At 61.9% G+C, this 21,445-nt stretch carries 20 protein-coding genes; 14 read left to right on the forward strand and 6 right to left on the reverse strand.

Annotated features, from left to right (window positions below):
* Window positions 1-41 precede the first annotated feature (41 nt).
* The 4 genes from F3J08_RS02280 to F3J08_RS02295 are packed head-to-tail and all read left to right on the forward strand — an operon-like array spanning window position 42 to window position 4,667.
* Complete coding sequence (locus F3J08_RS02280; protein WP_370458653.1) at window positions 42-1,130, forward strand: glycosyltransferase; 1,089 nt, start codon at window positions 42-44, stop codon at window positions 1,128-1,130.
* A 3-nt stretch (window positions 1,131-1,133) separates the two neighbouring features.
* A complete protein-coding gene (gene asnB / locus F3J08_RS02285; protein WP_166928255.1) occupies window positions 1,134-2,873 on the forward strand; it encodes an asparagine synthase (glutamine-hydrolyzing) in 1,740 nt (579 codons plus the stop codon).
* Between the two features lie 39 nt (window positions 2,874-2,912).
* On the forward strand, window positions 2,913-4,232 hold the full coding sequence (locus F3J08_RS02290) for a dihydroorotase (RefSeq protein ID WP_166928256.1): 1,320 nt from the start codon (window positions 2,913-2,915) through the stop codon (window positions 4,230-4,232).
* Window positions 4,233-4,280: 48 nt separating this feature from the next.
* Window positions 4,281-4,667, forward strand: a complete 387-nt coding sequence (locus F3J08_RS02295; protein WP_122039992.1) for a hypothetical protein — start codon at window positions 4,281-4,283, stop codon at window positions 4,665-4,667.
* Window positions 4,668-4,754: 87 nt separating this feature from the next.
* Here F3J08_RS02295 and bla read toward each other — a convergent pair whose 3' ends face one another.
* Window positions 4,755-5,711: a class A beta-lactamase gene (gene bla, locus F3J08_RS02300; RefSeq protein ID WP_240149064.1), complete on the reverse strand. Its 957-nt coding sequence runs from the start codon at window positions 5,709-5,711 to the stop codon at window positions 4,755-4,757.
* Between the two features lie 148 nt (window positions 5,712-5,859).
* Here bla and F3J08_RS02305 point away from each other — a divergent pair, with 148 nt between their 5' ends.
* Genes F3J08_RS02305 through F3J08_RS02320 form a run of 4 tightly spaced genes read left to right on the forward strand, consistent with a single transcriptional unit; the run spans window position 5,860 to window position 9,940 of the window.
* On the forward strand, window positions 5,860-6,552 hold the full coding sequence (locus F3J08_RS02305) for a tetratricopeptide repeat protein (protein WP_166928257.1): 693 nt from the start codon (window positions 5,860-5,862) through the stop codon (window positions 6,550-6,552).
* 5 nt (window positions 6,553-6,557) lie between these two features.
* Window positions 6,558-7,943: a PQQ-binding-like beta-propeller repeat protein gene (locus F3J08_RS02310; protein WP_240149065.1), complete on the forward strand. Its 1,386-nt coding sequence runs from the start codon at window positions 6,558-6,560 to the stop codon at window positions 7,941-7,943.
* 3 nt (window positions 7,944-7,946) lie between these two features.
* Window positions 7,947-9,353 carry a ribosome biogenesis GTPase Der gene (der, locus tag F3J08_RS02315; RefSeq protein WP_166928259.1) on the forward strand — a complete coding sequence of 469 codons (1,407 nt, stop codon included), beginning with the start codon at window positions 7,947-7,949 and terminating at the stop codon, window positions 9,351-9,353.
* Complete coding sequence (locus F3J08_RS02320; protein ID WP_166928260.1) at window positions 9,350-9,940, forward strand: isochorismatase family cysteine hydrolase; 591 nt, start codon at window positions 9,350-9,352, stop codon at window positions 9,938-9,940. The genes der and F3J08_RS02320 overlap by 4 nt, the downstream gene beginning before the upstream one ends.
* Before the next feature lie 66 nt (window positions 9,941-10,006).
* Here F3J08_RS02320 and F3J08_RS02325 read toward each other — a convergent pair whose 3' ends face one another.
* Window positions 10,007-11,347, reverse strand: coding sequence for a gluconate:H+ symporter (locus F3J08_RS02325; RefSeq protein WP_166928261.1), 1,341 nt, complete (start codon window positions 11,345-11,347; stop codon window positions 10,007-10,009).
* A gap of 298 nt (window positions 11,348-11,645) precedes the next feature.
* On the opposite strand from F3J08_RS02325, the gene F3J08_RS02330 reads away from it, so the two are divergent.
* Window positions 11,646-12,395 (forward strand): dienelactone hydrolase family protein, encoded by a 750-nt coding sequence (locus tag F3J08_RS02330; RefSeq protein ID WP_166928262.1) that lies wholly within the window; start codon window positions 11,646-11,648, stop codon window positions 12,393-12,395.
* A gap of 3 nt (window positions 12,396-12,398) precedes the next feature.
* Window positions 12,399-13,796, forward strand: a complete 1,398-nt coding sequence (locus F3J08_RS02335) for an MFS transporter (protein WP_166928263.1) — start codon at window positions 12,399-12,401, stop codon at window positions 13,794-13,796.
* A 15-nt stretch (window positions 13,797-13,811) separates the two neighbouring features.
* Here the strand turns inward: F3J08_RS02335 and F3J08_RS02340 are convergent, their stop codons facing one another.
* Window positions 13,812-14,462, reverse strand: a complete 651-nt coding sequence (locus F3J08_RS02340; RefSeq protein WP_166928264.1) for a 50S ribosomal protein L11 methyltransferase — start codon at window positions 14,460-14,462, stop codon at window positions 13,812-13,814.
* Window positions 14,459-15,379 (reverse strand): 4-hydroxybenzoate octaprenyltransferase, encoded by a 921-nt coding sequence (gene ubiA, locus F3J08_RS02345; RefSeq protein WP_166928265.1) that lies wholly within the window; start codon window positions 15,377-15,379, stop codon window positions 14,459-14,461. The genes F3J08_RS02340 and ubiA overlap by 4 nt, the downstream gene beginning before the upstream one ends.
* Window positions 15,380-15,454: 75 nt before the next feature.
* On the opposite strand from ubiA, the gene F3J08_RS02350 reads away from it, so the two are divergent.
* The 3 genes from F3J08_RS02350 to F3J08_RS02360 are packed head-to-tail and all read left to right on the forward strand — an operon-like array spanning window position 15,455 to window position 18,282.
* The gene (locus F3J08_RS02350; protein WP_166928266.1) at window positions 15,455-16,177 is read left to right on the forward strand and encodes a 16S rRNA (uracil(1498)-N(3))-methyltransferase; all 723 of its coding nucleotides are present in this window, start codon (window positions 15,455-15,457) and stop codon (window positions 16,175-16,177) included.
* 58 nt (window positions 16,178-16,235) lie between these two features.
* Window positions 16,236-17,618, forward strand: a complete 1,383-nt coding sequence (locus tag F3J08_RS02355) for a glutamate--cysteine ligase (RefSeq protein WP_166928267.1) — start codon at window positions 16,236-16,238, stop codon at window positions 17,616-17,618.
* Between the two features lies 1 nt (window position 17,619).
* Window positions 17,620-18,282: an outer membrane lipoprotein carrier protein LolA gene (locus F3J08_RS02360; RefSeq protein ID WP_166928268.1), complete on the forward strand. Its 663-nt coding sequence runs from the start codon at window positions 17,620-17,622 to the stop codon at window positions 18,280-18,282.
* Window positions 18,283-18,409: 127 nt separating this feature from the next.
* Here the strand turns inward: F3J08_RS02360 and rsmI are convergent, their stop codons facing one another.
* Window positions 18,410-19,354, reverse strand: coding sequence for a 16S rRNA (cytidine(1402)-2'-O)-methyltransferase (rsmI, locus tag F3J08_RS02365; RefSeq protein WP_166928269.1), 945 nt, complete (start codon window positions 19,352-19,354; stop codon window positions 18,410-18,412).
* On the opposite strand from rsmI, the gene F3J08_RS02370 reads away from it, so the two are divergent.
* A complete protein-coding gene (locus F3J08_RS02370) occupies window positions 19,339-20,748 on the forward strand; it encodes a penicillin-binding protein activator (protein WP_240149066.1) in 1,410 nt (469 codons plus the stop codon). The two genes, rsmI and F3J08_RS02370, sit on opposite strands and share 16 nt — an antisense overlap.
* A 147-nt stretch (window positions 20,749-20,895) precedes the next feature.
* Here F3J08_RS02370 and F3J08_RS02375 read toward each other — a convergent pair whose 3' ends face one another.
* Window positions 20,896-21,267, reverse strand: a complete 372-nt coding sequence (locus F3J08_RS02375; RefSeq protein WP_205206629.1) for a hypothetical protein — start codon at window positions 21,265-21,267, stop codon at window positions 20,896-20,898.
* Between the last annotated feature and the right edge of the window lie 178 nt (window positions 21,268-21,445).

The raw sequence follows: 21,445 nt of genomic DNA on the forward strand, positions 1-21,445 counted from the left end.
CGATTGGTGCGGGTGCAGGATCGGCGTCTGTCAGTCAGGCGATGCGCGGGCGGGAGAGCGATATGAGCCTGTCGGAGCGACATTTCACCCCTCTGCGCATCGCTCACGTCATGGCGGGTGCGCGTAGTGGCGGTGCCGAACTTTTCTATGAACGCCTGTGCATGGCCCAGCATGAGGCCGGTCATGATGTCAGGGCGATCCTTCGTCGTGATCCTGCGCGCGAAGCGCGGCTGGGTGCTCGACACGTCACCACTGAGGCCATGCGTTTCGGTGGGCGGCTCGATCTGCTGACGCCCTGGCGCCTGCGTCGCTCCCTCACACGGTTTCAGCCTGACGTAACCATCGCCTGGATGAGCCGCGCCGCCCGTATGATGCCGGCAGGGCCGTGGCCTGTCGCGGGAAGGCTGGGCGGCTATTACGACCTTGCCAATTACCGGAAATGCTCCGACCTCGTGGGCAATACCCACGGGCTGACACGATGGATGGTCGCCCAGGGCTGGGATGCAGGGCGGGTGCATTATCTGCCCAATTTCGCCAATGATCTGGCCCATGTGAAGCCACAGCGCCCCGATTGCGTGCCAGAGGGGCGACCGTTCATTCTGGCTCTGGGCAGGCTGCATCGCAACAAGGCCTTCGATATTCTGATACGCGCCATGAAGCGGTTACCCGGCGTCCATCTCGTCATTGCGGGTGAGGGGCCGGAGCGCGAAGCCCTTACCGGTCTTGCGCGTGGTGAGGGCGTGTCTGACCGCGTGCATATGCCCGGCTGGGTGCAGGACAGCGGCCCTTGGCTGAAGGCGTGCGACCTGCTGGTTTGTCCGTCGCGAATCGAACCTCTGGGCAATGTGGTGATCGAGGCGCTATCGGCGGCGCGTCCTGTCGTGGCGAGCGCGATACAGGGGCCGGAGGAGGTTCTGGCCGGAACGCAGGACGGGCTGCTTGCGCCCACCGAAGATCCCGAGGCCTTTGCGCGGGAAATTGCTACGATACTTGAAACGCCTGCGCTGGCGGCATCGCTATGCGTCAATGGCAGGGCACGTTTTGAACGCGAGTTTGCCGCCCCGGTCGTGCTGGCGCGTTGGGATGATTTCCTGCATGCGCTGGCCTCGCGGCATAGCGGGGAGCGTTAGGCCATGTGTGGTATCGCTGGCGTGGCATGTCGTCCCGGGTATGCGCCTGACCCGGCAATCCTTCAGATCATGGCTCAGGCGCTGCGTCACCGCGGTCCTGATGGCGAGGGATTCCATGAGACAGGATCAGCGGCGCTTGTTCATCGCCGTCTTTCGATTGTCGACCTGGAAGGGGGCGCGCAACCTCTAATTCAGGGGCCGATTGCGCTGGTTGCCAATGGCGAGATCTACAACGATCCGGCCCTGCGCGCGACGCTTGCCGATGCGCCATTCAAGACGGGCAGCGACTGTGAATCGCCCCTGTTTCTCTGGCCCGATTGCGATACCGCCTATACGTTCGAGCTGCGCGGCATGTACGCCATAGCGCTGCTGGACGAGACTGGGCCAGATACAGTTATGGCTCTCAGTCGTGATCCGTTCGGTATCAAGCCGCTCTATTACGCCGAGATCGAGCAGGGGGTGATCTTTGCCTCTGAGGCGCAGGCATTACTCGCAACCGGGCTCGTCACGCGCGGCGTGCGCGACGCCGCCCGCGACCAGTTGCTTCAGGTGCAGTTCGTTGCGGGGCGTGAGACGATCTATCCCGGCATCAAGCGCGTCCTGCCCGGCGAAACCCTGCGTTTCGTTAATGGCGCACTGGATCACGCCAGCAAACTGCCCGCCCGTCATGGCACGATCAACCGGGATTTGGGCGAGGAGATGGCGCTCTCACGCCTCGATCATGCCCTTATGGATAGTGTGCAGGCGCATGAGCGGGCCGATGTGCCTTTCGGCATGTTTCTCTCTGGCGGCATAGACAGCACGGCGGTTCTTGCGGCCATGACGCGCCTTGGCCGCGGGGCGCCTCTGGCGTGGACCGCGCGTTTCGACACCGGCTCGGTCGATGAGAGTGCGCAGGCGGCGGAGACCGCCCGTGTGCTGGGCGCCGAGCACCATGTGCTGACCATTAGCGAAAGCACGGTCTGGCGCCATCTGCCTGAAATCGTGGCTTACCTGGATGATCCGGTGGCAGATTATGCCGTAATCCCCAGCTGGTTTCTGGCGCGTGAGGCGCGCAAGGATGTGACCGTCATACTGAGCGGTGAGGGGGGTGATGAGCTCTTTGGCGGCTATGGCCGCTATCGCCGCGCCATGCGCCCCTGGTGGCGGGGCGGGCGTCTGCCCTGGCGGCGCGGCATTATGGACGGGCTCTGCCGTCTGCCTACGGGGGGGCAGTGGAAGAAGGACTTCACGCCACCCTTTGAGCAGACGCGTCTGCGATCTGTACAGGGCCTCGATCTGGATGAATGGCTGCCGAATGACCTGCTGGTCAAGCTCGATCGTTGCCTCATGGCCCATGCCATCGAGGGCAGGACCCCCTTGCTCGATCCGGTCATGAGCGCACTGGCCTGGTCCTTGCCCGATCATCTCAAGGTGAAGGGCAGCCACGGCAAATATCTGTTACGACGCTGGGTAGAGAAGAATGTACCTGGGTCGTCGCCTTTTGCGCCCAAGCAGGGGTTCACGGTGCCGGTCGGGCAGTGGATTGGCGCCCGTTCCGCCCGTCTCGGGCCTTTGGTGGCTAAGGCGCAAGCGTTCAAGGGCGTGCTGGAGGCGCAGGACATTCGTCGGATTTTCGACCGCGCAGAGGGGCGGCGCGAGCGTCATGCTGCCTGGGCGTTGCTGTTCTATGCCCTGTGGTACCGGATTCATATTGAGCAAATCCCCTGCCATGGCGATGTGTTCGACACGCTCGCCGCCTGATCTTTCCCTGATTTCCATCACCCGCAATAGGAGAAACCCATGCATTACGATCTGATCATCAGAGGCGGGATCTGCGTCTTCCCCTGGGGTGAGGCCAAGGCCGATCTGGGCGTGAAAGACGGGCGCATTGCGAGCCTGGCCGTGACGGCGCGGGACGACGCTGCGGAGGAGATCGATGCGACCGGGTTGCATGTGCTGCCTGGCCTGATCGATGCGCATGTGCATCTGCGTGACCCCGGCAATGCCGCAATCGAATCCATCGCAACTGGCACCCGCGCTGCGGCGCTTGGCGGCGTGACGATGGTGTTCGATATGCCCAACACGTCGCCTTCCATCACCTCCGCCGCCACGATTGCCGACAAGCGCCTGACCGTGGCGGAGAACGCCCTGATCGATATGGGGCTTTACGTAGGGGCAACCCGCGCCAATACGCCTGAACTGGTCGCGTTGGAGCAGGAGGAAGGCGTTTGCGCCATCAAGGTTTTTGCAGGGTCATCCACGGGCGATCTGATGATCGAGGATGATGAGGGCATCGAGGCTGTGTTGCGTAGCGGGCACCGTCGCGTGGCCTTTCATTCCGAGGATGAATACCGCCTGCAAGCGCGCAAGCCCCTGTTCGAGACAGGAATGCCTCATGTAAACCACATGATCTGGCGCGATGAAGAATGTGCCTTTCTCGGCACACGACGGATCACGGCACTTGCCCGCAAGACGGGCCGACCGGTCCATATCCTGCATACCTCGACCGCTGAGGAACTGGACTGGCTTGCTGCCCATCGTTCCCATGTGAGTGTGGAGGTTCTGGTCAATCACCTGACGCAGGTAGGACCGGAATGTTACGAGACGCTCGGTGCCTATGCCGTCATGAACCCGCCTATTCGCGACCAGCGCCATTATGACGCCTGCTGGGCCGCCCTTCGTGACGGGCGAGTGGATGTCGTGTCGTCAGATCATGCGCCGCACCCGCGCGAGGCCAAGGAAAAGCCCTGGCCGCAATGCCCTGCCGGTCTGACCGGTGTTCAGACGATTGTGCCCGTCATGCTCGATCACGTGAATGCAGGTCGCCTGTCTCTGCCGCGTTTGGTCGATCTGATGGCGACGGGGCCGGCCCGTATCTATGGCTTGCAGACCAAGGGACGCATGGCCGTCGGGTTCGACGCTGATTTCACGCTCGTGGACATGAAGGCCCGACGCGAAATCCGTAACGACTGGATTGCGAGCCCCGTTGGCTGGACGCCTTTCGACGGCAAACAGGTCACGGGCTGGCCTGTCGGGACGATCGTGCGTGGGCATATCGTCATGCGTGATGATGAAATTACCTCGGCACCAATCGGTCGTCTGGCCCGATTTGCGCCGTAATTCCTGCGCAATAGCGTCTTTCACTTCACATCAGCAGATCGCACGATCATGAAACCTATCGCTTTACCTTCGCTTCTTGCCTCGATCGCTCTGGCCTCGGTTACTGTAATCGGGTCGCTCCCCACTGTCGCAAAGGCCGATCCTCGTGCCAAATGCGGTCAGGAGCCGAGTGCCCCCTCCATCACGGCGACCGATACCGCGCATTACAATGCGAGCGTGGACAAGTTCCAGGCTTATGAAAAAGAGGCGCGCGCCTATAACAGCTGTGTTGCCAGTGCGTCACAGAAAGAAGAGCAGGCCATCAGCGAGGATGCGCGCGAACGTATCGCAAAGGTGCATGCCGTCAGCACAGGCGTTCAGCAGCGTATCGCTGCGAATTTCAGCCATATCTCGGCTGAACTGACGGCCGCTGGCAAGAAGCTCGCGAAGAAGTAAGACCCGCGCTGTTCGGGCTTAGAGTAGAAGGGGATGGGTGCAAGCCCGTCCCCTTTTTCGTTCCGCCCCTTCTGAACGGCGCAGGTTTCAACCCAGCAATGCCGGGGCGAGGGCGCCAATGTCATGAAAGACGCGGCGAAACTGTGTCTCGTCCGGCGTGCCGCCCGCGGTGTAGGTGGCGATGATGACGGACTTTCCGGCGTTCTTGTCCGGCGATGCGAAGGCGATGTCGGCGGCAATATCCTTGCCGTTATTTCCCGTCTTGTCGCCCACCACCCAATGCGCAGGCAGCCCGGCGCGCAGTCTCTGAGTACCGGTGGTGCAGTTGATCATCCAGCTGCGCAGCAGTGCTGCAGAATTGGGATGAAGCAATGTCCCATGGATCAGACGATGCAGCGTCCGTGCCATCGCGACGGGGCTGGTCGTGTTGTCATCTGGGTTGGCAGAGGGGCGGTTCAGCTCCGGCTCATAGGCGTCGAGGCGGGTGATTTCATCGCCGCTATCTCGCCAGAAGCGCGTCAGGGCTGCTGGCCCGCCGATATGACGCAGCAGCATGTTGGCACAGATATTATCGCTCATCGTCACCGCCCCGGCGCAGAGCGCCGCGAGGCTGAGACTGCCGGCATCGCGGTTCCGGTTAGCCACCGGGGCCCAGAACGGCTCCTTGAAGTCGCTCTCGCGGAAAGCGATGCGTCGCGTCAGATCGTCCTCGTCCCGGTCGCAGCGTGCAAGCACACAGGCGGCGAGCGACGCCTTGAAGCTGCTGCACATACGAAAACGTTCTTCGCCTCGCCATGAGAGCGCTGTACCGTTCTCGGGACAGAAGATGTGGACGCCAAGGCGCCCGCCCGAGATCTTCTCGTAGCGCGTAGCGATGTCGGACAGGGCCTGATGGGTTGCGGGAGAGAGAACGGGGGCCGATTGGGTCAGAGCCGCTTGAGCCAGGGCCTTGTGGGAGAGTGCTGATCGGGCGGCGATCCCGAGAAGGGGAAGGCCGACAAGCAGGCGTCGTCTCGCCAGTGGGGCAACGGGATCTGGGCGCATGAAGGACTTTCTGATTCAATGTAAAACGCTGTTCTGACGCGCGGTTGTGGCTGAAGTTTGTCCGATGCATGTCTGCAATGACAAAGCAATTTGCCGCAGGGTGCAGGCGTCTGTATGGTTGGGGCGATAGTGTCGCAAGAGGATCACGGTGGCAGACGAGTTTTTCAGTCAGGCCCAGGCGGAGATGCGTGCAGCTGAAATGCGCGCAACCGCCCGGCGTTTTGGAGGTGTTGCGGTCGGTGTGGCGCTTGTCGCACTGATCGGTGTAGGCGGATGGCAATGGCAAATCCATCGCCACCATCAGGCACAGGCAGAGGCCTCGGGCCGCTATTATACGGCTATGGAGGCGCTTCAGGCGCCCCAGCCCGATGCGGCCGCAAGCAGCCAGTCCGAAAAGGCCAATCAGGCCGTCCTGGCTGACCTCGCCAGCAAGGCCCCCGGCGCTACACGTGGCTTTGCGGCCATCAGGCTGGCCCAGCTCAGGGCTCAGGCTGGCGATGTCGATGGCGCGCGTAAGGCCTGGCAGGGTGTGATTGACGACAAGGACGAGAATGCCTCGCTCCGTGATCTGGCCCGTCTGCTTCTGCTCAACAGCCATATCGATGACGCGAACCCGACCGAGACCCGGAAGGGGTTCGAGGTGCTGGCCGCCAGCGCTGGTCCCTGGCGTGCCTTCGCCCAGGAAGGCCTTGCGGCGCTCGATTTGCGGGCGGATGCCACAGCCAAGCAGCATGACGAGGCGCGCAGCCTGCTCATGGGGCTCGCGCAGTCACCCGATGCGCCGGACGGTGTTCGCCAGCGCGCTTCCATTCTACTTCAAACCTTCGGCGGAGCCGGTTGATGCCCATGACGAACAAGACATCTCCGCGCCAGCCGGGGCGACGCTTCTTTCTCGGTTCGACCCTTGCCACCACGGCCATGCTGAGTGGTTGCGGCATCTTCAAGGACGACCCCAAGCAGATCCTTGCGGGCAAGCGCTACGATGTGCTGTCGACCGGTGCAGGTCTGGTTGTGGATGAAGAGGACCATACGCCGATCGTTCTGCCCCCGGCCCAGCCCATCACTGCGTGGCCGCTGGTCGGGCGCGTGCCGGACCATCTCTCGCTGAACACCAACTGGGCCGGCCCGCAGCTCGCCTGGTCGCGTTCGATCGGTCACGGCATTTCCGAACCTGCTTTTCTGCATTTCGTAGCCCTTGGCCCCAATGGCCGCGGCGCCATCCAGTCGCCACCCGTCATTGACGCAGGTCGCATCTACACCCGCGATGGTGTCGGGACAGTGAGAGCCTGGAACTGGCCTGCCATGAGCCCGCTCTGGACATTCATTCCCAAGGGCAACAAGGCACGTTCGAGCGATATCGGTGGCGGCCTGGGCCTTGCCGGTGACACGCTCTATATCGTCGACGGTGTCGGGCAGGTCATCGCGGTGGCTGCCGAGACCGGCAAGGTCAAATGGCGTGCTGAAACGGTTGTGCCGGGGCGTTCGGCACCGACCATCGTCGATGGACGCTTGTTCTTCGGCACGATCGATGAGCGGCTCTTTGCGCTGAACGCCGAGACGGGCGAGCAGATCTGGACCTATCAGGCCACCGAGGCCGATACGGTCATGTTCGGGCAATCCGCCCCGGCGGTATATAACGGCGTCGTCGTGGCCGGTTTTGGCAGTGGCGACCTTGTGGCGCTTCGTGCGGAGTCCGGTGAGCTTGTCTGGAGCGACAGCCTTGGCGGCTCGAACGGTCGCGGCGCCATGCTTGATCTGGCCTGTGTGCGTGGCGCACCCGTGGTCAAGGACGGCACAGCCTATGCGGTTTCGCTCTCCAAGGTTCTGGTCGCCATCGATATGCGCTCGGGCCGCCGCCTCTGGGAGCGTGAGGCCAGCGGGCAGAATACGCCGCTTATTGTGGGTGACTGGCTGTATCTGATCTCATCGGATCAGCAGCTTGCCTGTCTTGATCGTCTGTCCGGCCATGTGCGCTGGATTCACGATCTGCGCCGTTTCAAGAACGAGACCAAGCAGAAATATGCCGTGACGTGGTTTGGCCCCGTCATGGCCGATGGAAAGCTTGTGTGTGTTTCCTCTCTCGAGGAAAACGGCTTCCAGGTGATCGACGCGGTCACGGGCAAGGCTGACGCACCCCTGAAAACAAAAAAACCTACCCTGGTTGAACCCATCATCTGCGACGGCAAGGTTCTTGTGCTGTCGACCGATGGTAACCTGAATGCATATGGTTGATCCGTGACTGACTCTTCTTTTCCTCCGCTCGTTGTCATCGCCGGGCGTCCCAATGTCGGTAAATCGACTCTCTTCAACCGGCTGGTAGGGCGGCGTCAGGCCATTGTGTCTGACATGCCGGGCGTGACACGCGATCGCAAGGAAGGAGAGGCGTTGCTGCGTGGGCGCAAGGTGCGCCTGATCGATACGGCAGGTCTTGAAGAGGCTGCGCCGGACACACTGTTTGGTCGTATGCGCGCGTCCTCGGAATCGGCCGTGGCGCAGGCAGATCTCGTGCTGTTCTGCATCGATGCCCGCGCCGGTGTGACGCCGGCCGACAAGCATTTTGCTGCCTGGCTGCGCAAGCAGAACAAGAAAGTGCTGCTCCTCGCCAACAAGGCAGAGGGTGCGGCGGCTGGTAACGAAGTGCTCGAGGCCTATTCTCTGGGTCTCGGGACGCCACTGGCGCTCTCTGCCGAACACGGCGAGGGTATTGCGCATTTGATGGGCGAAATTGCCGATCGCCTGCCCGAAGGTGAGCGTGTGCGTGAAAAGCCGCGTTCGCGTGCCAAGGTGCTTGACGAGGATGGCGAGGAGATCGAGGAACGGCCAGCGGGCCCGCTGCGTCTTGCCATTGTGGGCCGCCCCAATGCCGGTAAGTCAACGCTTCTGAACTGCCTGCTGGGTGAAGAGCGCATGATCACCGGGCCGGAGCCGGGTCTGACGCGCGACTCAATCTCGGTGTCGCTGCATGACGAGGTTGGGCCGATCCAGCTTGTCGATACGGCCGGGCTGCGTCGCAAGGCGCGCATCGAGCAGGATCTGGAGCGTATGTCGGTTTCGGCGTCCATCGAGGCGCTGAAAATGGCCGAGGTGGTTGTGCTGACGCTCGATGCCACGCTGGGTGTGCATGAGCAGGATCTGCAGATTGCCCGTCTCATCGAGCGCGAAGGGCGCGCCTGTGTTCTCGCTCTGAACAAGTGGGATGCAGTCGAGGACCGTGCGGCCACGCGTCAGGCGATTGCTGACCGTATCGAGACCTCGCTGGCCCAGATGCGCGGTATCCCGGTGGTTACCTTCTCGGCCCTGACGGGTGCTGGGGTAAACAAGCTTCTACCCGCTGTTCGTCGGGCTCATGAAGTCTGGAACAGCCGCGTGACGACCGGCGAGCTCAACCGCTGGTTCGAGGCCGCGCTCGAACGTCATCAGCCGCCTCTGGTTGACGGGCGTCGTCTCAAGCTGCGCTACATGACGCAGGCCAAGTCGCGCCCGCCGACGTTCATCCTGTTCGGTACGCGCGCAGAGCTGCTGCCGGATGCCTATAAGCGCTATCTGGTGAACGGGCTGCGCGAAACGTTCCATTTGCCGGGTACGCCGATCCGTTTGCAGTTGAGGGGCACCAAGAACCCCTATGCGGAGAACAAGTCATGAGCCAGACCGCCCTTGTGCTGATCGAATTCCAGAACGATTTCGTCTCCGAGGGCGGAGCGCTGCATGACGGCGTGAAGGCCGAGATCGCCCGCACAGGCATGATCGATCGCACAATCGCTCTCGTCAAAGCAGCGCGTGCCAAGGGCGTGAAGATTGTCTGGGTGCCCATCGAGTTCGCAAAGGGCTATCCGGAGCTTGCCAGCGAGCCCTACGGAATTCTGGCGGGCGTCAAGGCGACGCAGGCTTTCCAGAAAGGGGAATGGGGCGCTCGGATTATCGATGCGCTGTTGCCTGAGAGTGATGATATCGTCATTTCAGGCAAGCGTGGCTTGTGCAGTTTTGCCAGCACCAATCTTGATTTTGTGCTGCGGCATAACGGGATCACGCGTGTCGCGCTCGGTGGTTTCCTGACCGATTGCTGTGTAGAGTCCACTATGCGCACGGCTTACGAACTGGGCTATGATGTGGTGACCCTGACCGATTGCACCGCCACGCTTTCACAAGCGCAGCATGAGGCAGCCATCCAGTACACCTACCCGATGTTCTCCCGCCCTATGACGTCAGAGGCCTTTCTGGATACGCTCTGACGCTCTCACAGGATGCGCCTGTCGGCGCAGAAGCAAGAAGCGCGGGATCAATGTCCCGCGCTTTTTTTATATGAACAGCGACGCCAGCAGGCAGAAACCAAGGCCGAGGAACGCGATCAGCGTCTCGATGACGCACCAGGTCTTGATGGTCTGCGGCACGGTCAGGCCGAGATATTCCTTGATCTGCCAGAATCCGGCATCGTTCATGGGGCCAAAAGCCACCGAGCCTGCGCCCGTGACCAGAACCATGAGTTCGGGTGAGACGCCGTGGCTCTTGAGCAGGATTGGGCCAGCGATGCTGGAGGCGGTGCTCATGGCGACCGTTGCCGAGCCGCAGGCTACACGCACGATGACCGCCAGCAGCCAGCCCAGAACGAGAATCGGCACATTGAAGTCAAGCGCTGTGTCGGTGATGACCTTCGAGACACCGCTATCGACCAGTTCGCGGCCAAAGCCGCCGCCTGCGCCAACGAGCAGCATGATGAGTGCGGTCGGGCCAAGACATTCATTGGTGAAACGCAGGATTGTCTCGCGGGAGAAGCCGCGAGCGAGACCCAGAACGTAAAAGGAAAGAATGACGGCCAGCACGAGGGCGATATCGGTATTGCCGATGAAATGCAGGGCCGTATTCAGCGTCGTTCCCGGTGCCGAGACACGATCGGCAATCGAAGCCACCAGCATGAGCACCACCGGGGAGAGGATGGTGAAAACGGTGATGGCAAAGCCGGGCATGTTCTTGGGCGGCTCGCGGTTCACGAACTGCTCTGCCAGCGGGTTGGCCTCGGTCAGGGGAACGCGGGGGGCTATGAAGCGGGCAAAGAGAGGGCCGGCGATGATGGCGATGGGCGTGCCGATCAGGATACCGAGGAAAATCGTATGGCCCGTATTGGCATGATAGGCCGAGAGCGCCAGCAGCGTGGCCGGATGCGGCGGGATCATGGCATGGGTGACTGACAGCGCGGCCCCCATGGGAAGTGCAACACGCAGCAACGGTGTATCGGTGCGGGCAGCCAGCACGAAGGCGAGGGGGATAAGCAGGACGAAGCCGACCTCGAAGAATACCGGTAGGCCGATCAGCAGACCGATGATCATCATGGCCCAGTCCACGCGCGAGCGCCCGGCCCGGTTGGAGATGGTCAGGGCAATGCGGTCCGCGCCGCCCGACTCTGCCAGCATCTTGCCCAGCATCGTGCCAAGCGCGATCACCGTGCCGACATGGCCAAGCACGTGGCCTGCGCCCTCCTCGAAAGATTTCACGACCTTGTCGGCTGGCATCCCCGCCGCAAGCGCAAGCGCCAGCGACGTCGTAAACAGCACGATAAACGGGTTGAGCCTGAAGAAGGCAATGAGAACGACGATCGCGAGGATCGCGGCGGAGGCAAGGGAGATGGCAAAAAGCGCAGACATGACGTGATCACGCGGGGCTAACGGGGTTTCTGTCAACGTGTCATCAGGTCGCTGCGTGTTCACATATTGGGCAGAAATCTTACAAGCCTGATCCCGCCTGTTCCGATACGCCCCTGATTATGGATCGATCCAAAGTTTTCTCGTGGCAGGCCGCTGATCTGCATAGTCAGCACACGAGTCGCATCACCCGTCAGGCTTTGACGCTGCGGGCATGGTCTTGGCGGGCATGAGGTTCTATGCACGAAACAGACTCGCCAGTGGCGCTTACGACTCCATAAGATCCTGAGAGGGCAACCCCATGCTGATCCGAAGCGACGAAACAGCCGATATCCAGACACCCACGGGCGAGATGCGCGTCCAGCTCTTCCGTCCGACACGAGCGGGACGTTTCCCTGCCATTCTGCTGTTCTCGGAAATCTATCAGGTGACCGCGCCTATCGAGCGCCTCGCCGCGATGATTGCAGGGCAGGGCTATCTGGTAGCGGTTCCGGAAGTCTATCACGAATACGAGGCCCCCGGCTGTGTGCTGGCCTATGACAAGCCGGGCACAGATCGCGGGAACGACCTGAAATACACCAAGCCCATCGGACAGTTTGACAGTGACAATGTGGCGCTTGTTGCATGGTTGCGCGGGCATGAGGCGTGCAGCGGGCGCTTTGGTGCGTTTGGTGTCTGTCTGGGCGGTCACCTTGCCTTCCGTGCAGCGCTGCTGCCGGACATCGAAGCGACAGCCTGTTTCTATGCTACCGATCTGCATACCGGCACGCTGGGTGGCGAGCGCCATGATGGTACGCTGGCCCGCGCTGCCGAGATACGCGGCGAGATCATGATGGTATGGGGCCGTCATGATCCGCATGTGCCCTATGAGGGGCGTCGCCAGATTCGCGATGCGCTCGAGCAGGCCGGTACGGCGCTGGAATGGCATGAGGTCGATGGCCAGCATGCCTTCCTGCGCGATGGCGCACCCCGTTTCGATGCAACGCTGTTCCTTCAGGGCATGAGCTGGACCAACGGGCTCTATCAGCGCGTGTTCATGGCTCAGCCCTGAGTCATGAAAGCGGCGCGACAGGGCGGAATTTCGCATAACGACAGGGATGGCACCGGGCAGCCTGACGGGCTGTATGGTGTCGAGCGCGCCAGGGCGATGCTGGCAGTCGCGCTGGCCGTGCTGCTTTCGGTGCTTGATTACGCGGTGGCCAATGTCGCGCTGCCGAGCATTGCGCATGACCTGCATATCGCCTCATCCCAGTCCATCTGGGTCATCAACGCGTATCAGCTTGCGTCGCTGTCGATGCTGCTTCCCCTGGCATCGATCGGGGCGCGTATAGGCTTTGCGCGCATGTGCCGGCTGGGCATCGCGATCTTTCTTGTCGCCTCCATTTTCTGTGCCCTGTCGCACAGCCTGCTTGAGCTTGCCCTTGCGCGGGCTCTGCAGGGTGTTGGCGGGGCAAGCATCATGAGCGTTGCCATTGCGCTCATACGGTTCATCTACCCCAAGGCAGCGCTTGGCAAAGGGCTGGCCCTGAACGGCCTGATTATCGGAACCGGCGTGGCGCTCGGTCCTACCGTCGGTTCTCTGGTCATGTCGGTTGCCGATTGGCCGTGGATTTTCTGGATCAATGTGCCCCTTGGGCTGGCGGCCCTGGCGCTGGCCAGCTTCGCGCTGCCAGTCACGCCACGCTCGGAAAAGGCGGTCGATATGCCTGCCGTGGTGCTGACCATCTGTGCCTTTACTTTCACCGTAATTGGCGTTGATGACGCGGTGCATGGCGGGCTCTGGGGCGCATTGCTTCTGTCCGGGGCAGGTGTTCTCTGCTGGGCAGCGCTTCTGCGCTATCAACGCGGCAAAGACGAGCCTGTAGTACCGGTCGATCTGCTGGGTGTGCCGTCGTTCCTGATTGCGTTCATCGTCGGCATGACGGGGTTTGTCGCGTCGAATTTCTTCATCATTGCCATGCCCTTCACGCTTGAGACGGTGTTCCAGCGCCCGGCGACAGTCACCGGGTTTCTGATCACGCCCTGGGCGGTAGGCGTGGCTACCATGTCGTTCCTCATAGGCCGCTGGACCGATCGGGTCCCTGCGGTTCTGCTCTCCAGCCTTGGCCTTGCCGTGACCGGATGCGGGTTTGCGTTGCTCTGGCTTCTGCCGCCAGATGCCTCAAATCTGGACATTATCTGGCGCACCTGGCTGGCGGGATCTGGGTTCGGCATGTTTCAGCCCCCCAATAACCGTGTCATGATGCTGGCGGCTCCACGTGGGCGTGAGGGAAGCGCAAGCGGACTCGTGTCGGTCGCAAGGTTGGGCGGGCAGACGCTTGGCGCGCTACTGGTTGCAAGCGTGTTTCGCTTCAGCACCCATGCCTCGACGCTGTGCCTGCTCTGCGCCATGCTGATTGCCTGGGTTGGCGCTGTAATGAGCTTGGCGCGGTCACTCAAGGCGAAGGCCTGACCGGGCTGAAGTCAGTCAGGCTGGTAGGGGCAGAATTCGGCACAGGCGTGTTTCACGCTCTGTTCTGCCCTCCAGCTCCATCGTCGTGGGCAGCTGCATCACGCTCAGCGTCTCGATACCCTCTTTCGGCGCATAGGGGCGGCCTGGGTCAGCCATCCAGACCTCCATATGGGTCGCACAGTAACGCAGCCACGGAATGATCTGGTCGGCCATCTGCTGGTTGTAGCAGACATCTCCGCAAAGAAGCAGGTCTGCCTTGGGCAATGTGCCGATGATGGAGCCTTCCAGCGGGGTGAGGCCAACGCCATTCAGCGCGGCATTAAGTTGTGCGGCTTGGAGGGCGAGGGGGTCGATATCATTGGCCAGCACCTCTGCAGCGCCGGATCGTGCTGCCGCGATGCCCGCCAGACCACCCCCACAGGCGAAATCCAGCACGATGCGATCCTGCACAAGAGCTGGATTGTCGAGGATGAAACGGGCGAGAAGTTGGCTGCCCGGCCACGCAAAGGCCCAGAAAGGCGGCTCTATGTTCATCTCGGCCAAGTGGGCTTCTGTCGCCTGCCAGATCGGGGTGATTTCAGTGGCCAGATACAGCCTCAGCTCCGGGACGAGGGGCGCGGTTTCGATGACTGTCTGACTGGCAATGAAGTTTTCGGCTTCTCTCACGACAGCACCCGCCCGCAGATCAGTGCCGCGGCCAGAACCATGCCGAACGGGACATTCTGACGAAACAGCATCAGGCACAGCGCCGGGTTGCGGATATCCAGACGAACGATCTGGCTGACCAGCATGAGGCTGGACAGGAGTGCGAGAGGCCAGACACTCCAGTGCAGCCCAGCCAGTGCGATGGCTGCCGACAGGAGGAGGGCCGCCCCTGTGTAGCAGGCAGCGATGAAAGGCCGCGCCTGCGTTGCCCAGAGACGCGAGGTTGAACGCACCCCGATACGGGCATCGTCATCCATGTCCTGAAAGCCATAGATGGTGTCAAAGCCAAGCTGCCACAGGATCGTGCCGGCGTAGAGCAGGGCACAGACCCAATCGACCCGCCCTGCGGCGGCGGCGTACCCCATGGGGGCGCCGAAACCGAAGGTGAACCCCATGACGAGCTGCGGCCACCACGTTACGCGTTTGGCTGCCGGGTAGAGACCGACCAGAAGCAGGGCAAGCGGCGCGAGCGCCCAGCAGATTGCGGGAAGCTGGAACAGCACCAGCGCGCCAATGACGAGCAGGACTGCCAGCAGCCAGAGGGCCTGAAGCACCGAGACGGCGCCGCTGGCAAGAGGGCGGCCTGCGGTACGGGCAACCTGGGCGTCGATCTTGCGGTCCCAGATGTCATTGACGACACAACCCGCTGACCGCATGGCGAGGGAGCCAATGGCGAAAAGGGCGATCAGCACGGCACGGCGGGAGAATGTCGCGCCCTCGGCGAGCGCGATCCCCCAGATGCCGGGCAAGAGGAGGAGCCACGTGCCGACAGGGCGGTCGAGGCGGGCCAGCAGCAAGTAGGGCCGCCATGCACGCGGCATACGGGCGATCCAGCCATGAGCGCGAATGTCGGTATGGGGCACGGTCTCGCGCGTCATTGAGGTCTCCATGTCGTCATGAGGGTTCATTGCGTCTATGAACAGGGAACGTCAATCACGCATCACGAGGCAGACATGCAGGACGCCCCCCGGCTCTATTTGGATCAGCTCCTTCCCGGCATGGGGGCGGGCACAGCAATCGCGCTCGATCCGGGTCAGATGCGTTATCTCATCGCCGTGCTGCGCCTGAACGAAGGAGACGCCCTCTGCGTATTCGGTGAAGGGGCTGGCGAATGGACAGCGCGCCTCGAGATCCAGCGCAAGGACCGGGGGCAGGCTGTCCTGAGCACGCTCAGTCGTCCTGCGGTGGAGGTGCCGGGGCCGGTTCTGGTGTTTGCCCCGCTCAAGCGCGACGCCACCGATCTTGTGCTGCGCATGGGGACCGAGATGGGTGTCAAACGTTTCGCCCCTGTGATCACGGAACGCACCAATACGCACCGCATCAACGCCGAGAGATTTCGCGCCATTGCGATAGAGGCTGCGGAACAGTGCGAACGGCTTGATATTCCAGCCATCGAACCGCTGCGGCCACTGGCCCAGCTGCTTGATGAATGGCCCCAGTCCTACCCGCTCTACGCAGCACTGGAACGACAGCAGTGTCCGGGCGTTGAGCCGGTACCGTCGCATTATGGCCTGCTGATCGGGCCGGAGGGTGGATTCTCGGAGAGCGAGCGCCGCCTGCTGAATACGCATAGCGCGATCAGGCCGGTTTCGCTGGGAAATCTGATCCTTAGGGCGGATACGGCAGTGATTGCCGGGCTTGCCCAGTTGGCGTTTCGCGCATCACGGTCCATATAGGACGAAACTCGACAGTTTCTTTTTCCAGAAATCTCCCTTTGAGGCTCCAGTACCGCCCATGTCCAATCCCGGTGACCTGAATAACGCGCCCATCGAGAGCAAGGCGCAGCTCGTTGCACTTCTGGCGGATGGGGCCAAGCCACAGGAGTCATGGCGCATCGGTACCGAGCACGAGAAATTCGGCTTTGTTCTGCCGGGCGATCATTCGGGCCGCGTAGCCTATTCGGCACCTGCCTATACGCCAGCGGGTATCGAATCGCTTCTTGAGGCAGTCATGGCTGATGGGCGTGACTGGCAGGCCATCACCGATCATGACAAGCTCATAGGGCTCAAGGGGCAGGGCGCTCATAAAGGCGAATCCCTCTCGCTAGAGCCTGCGGGGCAATTCGAACTGTCAGGACGTCCCGTCGCGACGCTGCACGAGACACGCGATGAGATGCAGGCGCATTTCGACGCGATCAGAGAACCGGCCAAGGCGCTTGGTCTGGGCTTCGCCCCCCTGGGTTTTCAGCCGCTCTGGACCCGTGATGCCATGCCGATCATGCCCAAGAGCCGTTATGCGATCATGCGACGCTACATGCCGAAAGTCGGTACACTCGGGCTGGATATGATGACCCGCACCTGCACGGTTCAGGTCAATCTCGATTTCGGCTCTGAGGAGGACATGGCTCGCAAGATGCGCGTTTCCCTTGCGCTGCAGCCGCTCGCAACGGCGCTCTTTGCGAATTCTCCCTTCTATGAGGGAAAGCTGAACGGTTTGTTGTCGAACCGTGCGCAGGTCTGGACCGACACAGACAACGCGCGTTCGGGCATGCCAGCCTGTTGCTTCGACGACCATTTTGGCTTCGAGCAGTATGTGGACTGGGTTCTTGATGTCCCCATGTATTTCATCATGCGCGATGGCGAGATACGCGATGTTGCGGGGGCGTCGTTCCGCGCTTGGCTGGAAGGTAAGGCGCCCCCTGCGCTCGCAGGATTCACCCCGACGATGGGTGATTTCGAGGATCACCTGACGACGGTTTTCCCTGATGTGCGCCTCAAGCAGTTTCTTGAAATGCGCGGTGCCGATGCGGGTAGCCCGGCAATGATGCTGGCTCAGTCGGCGCTTTGGGTGGGGCTACTCTATGATCCGGCCACTCTGGTCGCTGCCGAGGCACTGGTTCGTGAGCAGGATTGGTCGGTCTATCGCGCCTTGCGTGCCGAAGTGCCGCGCAAGGCGATGGACGCGAATTTCCCCGGCGGCCTACGCGCGCTCGCCAGGCGCGTCATTGCGCTGGCAGAGCAGGGGCTGCGTGCGCGTGGTCTGGGTGAGGAGGTTTGTCTTGCCCCGCTCCATATCATTGCTGATGGCGGGCCGACACAGGCCGAGCACTGGGTGGAGCGTTTCAAGGGAGCCTGGCAGGGCGATGTACGTCACGTTTTTGAAGAAGCGGCGATCTGAAATGAGCGCGATTCAGCGACGATTTTCCATGCGTGCCTTGCTTGTGGGCGGATTTCTCGGTGGCATCCTGGCCATTACCCCAGGCACGGCTCGGGCCCAAGGCGCTGCTGCAACGCCTCAGGCTGCGGTTCTCAAGCCCACCGATGCTGGCTGGATCGCCCGTGTGCAAGACGCACTGAACGCCATCCATACGATCAAGGCACGGTTTCAGCAGATTGCGCCCGATGGCACTCGCTCCACAGGGCAGGCCTGGCTGGACCGGCCTGGGAAGATGCGTTTCGATTACGATAAGCCAAGCCCGCTACTGCTCATCGCCAATGACGGCAAGGTTGTCTATCAGGATCGGGAACTCGGACAGGTCACGACGCTCCCGCTCGATCGGACACCACTCGGCCTGTTGCTACGGCCCGATCTGCGCTTGTCTGGCGATGTGACGGTGACCGCCTTCCAGCACGATCATGGGCTGGTGCAGGTCACCCTGGTTCGCACTGCGACACCATCAGAGGGAAGCCTGACACTCATTTTCAACGACTCCCCCCTGACGTTGAAATCATGGGTGGTCAAGGATGCGCAAGGACGCGAGACACAGATCGACCTGTTCAACGTCGTTTCCAATCCCGGCAACCCGGCGACGCTTTTCGCACTGCCGAAAGATCAGGACTGACACGATCGCCCTGAAGCGCGGGGGTACGTCGTCCTCTGCGCTTCGGCGGGTATACTTGAGCCTGCAGGATGTCCGCACCTGCGCAAGGTGGCCGCGACCTAGAGCCTTCCTCGCGTTTGGTCGCTGATCAGCTTTTGCCAATCTCCAGCGCACGGGCATAGACTACGCGCTTGGGCAGATCGACCGCCCCGGCGACCAGAGCCGCCGCGTCCTTCACGGAATGGGTCTTGAGAGCCTCGACGAGACGGGCGTCCAGATCCTGCTCGGTATCCGCTGCCTCATCGCCCGGTGGGCCGACCAGCACGGTTATCTCTCCACGCGGCGCTGTAACGGAGAAGTGCTCGCGGATCTCCGTGAGCGATCCGCGACGAATCTCCTCAAACTTCTTGGTCAGTTCGCGCGCCACGGCCGCCTCACGCTCGGGGCCGAAAACAGCAATCAGATCATCCAGCATGTCCAGCAGGCGGTGGGGCGCCTCATACCAGATAAGCGTTGCCGTGAAACCCGCCTGCTCGGCGGCGCGAAGCACCGCAAACTGGCTGCGGCGGGCCGATGAGCGCGGGCTGGCAAAGCCACTGAACAGATAGGGATGGGGCGGCAGGCCCGAAAGCGTGAGCGCTAGCGTTGCAGCATTGGCCCCCGGCGCCGCGCTCACGGGCAGCCCAGCCGCTATCGCCGCACGAGCAAGCCGGTACCCGGGATCCGATACAATTGGCGTGCCTGCGTCGGAAACAAGCGCAAGACGCGCTCCCTCCGCCATTCTGGCAAGTAAGGCAGGCACCCGGTCCTGCTCGTTGTGATCGTGCAGAATTTGTGTCGGGGTGGAAACGTTATACACTTTCAGCAGTTTGGCTGTTACCCGGGTATCCTCGCACAGGATCACATCCGCAGCTCTAAGGGTGGCAACAGCGCGCAGGCTCATGTCGCCCAGATTGCCGATCGGGGTCGCTACAAGTGTCAGGCTCCCGGGCGGCAGGGTCGCGGAATTCCCGGAAGTGTCATAAGCAGACGACGAACCCTCAGGGTTCGAATCGTCATCAGGAGTATGGGTGGAAGATGGTAGGTCGGACATTCGGTCCCCGTCAGCGCGTGGTTTCCTTCACATCGCTCAGGTCGGCCTCTGCATGCAAGGTTTCCGCTCTCGCCGGAGTCGCGGCCCTTGCCCTTGTTGCCTGTAGCGGCCCCGAGACGCCGCCACCTGTCGCCAAGATTGGGGAGGGGGCAACTCAGGACGCTACTGGCAACAAGAAGATTGGCATGTTGCTGCCGCTGAGTGGTCGTTTCGGCAAGCTTGGTCAGCAGATGGCCAATGCTGCCCATATCGCCGTTCCTGAAGGGCACGGGGTTACGCTCGACATACGGGATACTGACGCGCCCGGTCAGACAGCCGAGACCGCAGCACGTGCTGCTATCGATCAGGGCGACCGCGTGATCCTCGGGCCGCTGACTGCCCCACAGACGAGCGCTGTCGCGTCGCTTGTCCAGCCGGCAGGTATCCCCGAATTTGCCTATACGAGTGATCAGGTTCAGGCCAGGCCGGGCGTATGGGTGATGGGTGTGACGGTCGAGCAGCAGGTCAATCGCCTGGTTGAGGCCGCAAGCGCCGAAGGGCGCAAGAACTTCGCCGCTTATCTTCCTGACACGGCGCTTGGCCACGCCCTTGCCGATGCGCTGGGCACGGCCTGTGCCGCGCATGGACTGGCACAGCCGAATATCGCTTTTCATAATGGTACTGCCGAATCGATCACCTCAGGACTCAAGACACTGTCTGACTGGCAATCGCGGCAGGACGAGGCCTCGAAACAGGCAGCCGCTGCTGCCCCAGCCGAGCCGGACGCCGTCAATCCTTTGGGTAGCGAGGCATCGCCCGTGCCTGCTTCTGGCGGCAATGCAGCCGATCCTGCGAAGGGTACGGCACCTGGAGCGACGGGCTCCGCCCCTGCCACGACCCCCGCTGACACGGCTGCCTCGGTCCCGGCGAAACCTGTACTCGCTCCCCCGCCGTTTGATGCCTTGCTTCTGGGGGATACGGGGCTGCAACTTGCCAATGTGATTGATGGCCTCAAGCAGGCTGCGATCGATACACGGCAGACCCGTATCCTGGGGCCGGCGCTTTGGAACGCGTTTGCTGCTAAGCTCGGTGCTCTGCGTGGCGGCTGGTTTGCCGCGCCTGATCCGTCCTTCCGCAACGATTTTGCGCAGCGTTATCGTGCGCGCTATGGCTATGCCCCGTCAGTGCTCGCGAATGTTGCCTATGATACAGCAACGATGGCGGCTGTGCTGAGCCAGCGGCCCGACGGTTTCACCGAGGGTTCGCTGCTGCGCCCGGACGGATTCGCTGGTGCCGATGGGACGTTCGTGCTGAGAGGCGATGGCACCGTGGCACGCGGCCTCGCTCTGTTTGAAATTCTGCCAGGGGGTGGGGCCAAGATGGCGTCGGCCGCACCGAGGCGTCTGACCCGCTAGGTCTATGCCGGGTCTCTGCCGCGTCGAATGCGACGCTGGCGGCCCGGCTCGTCCCGCAACAATGGCAGGACGCTTTCAAAACGCTCGGGTCAGGCCTGAGTGTCGTGATGGGCTACGCTTCGTCTTACTGGCGCGAGTTGATGAGGCTCAGGCGGCGGCGATGGATTTAAGTGGCAGAACCGGGCGAACTGTATTGAGGGCGAGTTCGAGGCTCGGGAAAACCCCAAGTTCGTGGTCGCGGATATGGTCGATTAGAACCCAGCGCAGCCCGCGTGGCTTGATCATATAAGCGGGGTCAGCATTTTCGCGAACCCAGATCAGGATGTGGGCGACAGCTTCGCTACGTCCATCCAGACATTCCGTCTCGATATCCGCGTCGCAGAGCCCCATCGCGAGGCCTGCCTGCAGCCATTGCGAGAGATACTCGCGATGACGAGGCAGCACATTGAAGCGCAGCGGAATCACATTGCTGAGAGGTGCTGGAGTTTCGTTCTTGGGAAACGGCAGCGTCTGGGCCATACGTTGCGTCCTCATTTCTGGTGCAACACTGAGGCTAAACGGCAAAAGCGGACGGTCTCAACGTAAAATTGCGTTTGTATGACGTTTTCCGTCATCGTGATGGCTGGGTGTTGCACAAAAGCAATGCTTCGTTTCACCTATGTTCAGATGGTAAAAAAGAAACTTTCGGACTGTCTGG

It is taken from the genome of Asaia sp. As-1742 (genome assembly GCF_011753235.1).
Lineage (GTDB): Bacteria > Pseudomonadota > Alphaproteobacteria > Acetobacterales > Acetobacteraceae > Asaia > Asaia bogorensis_B.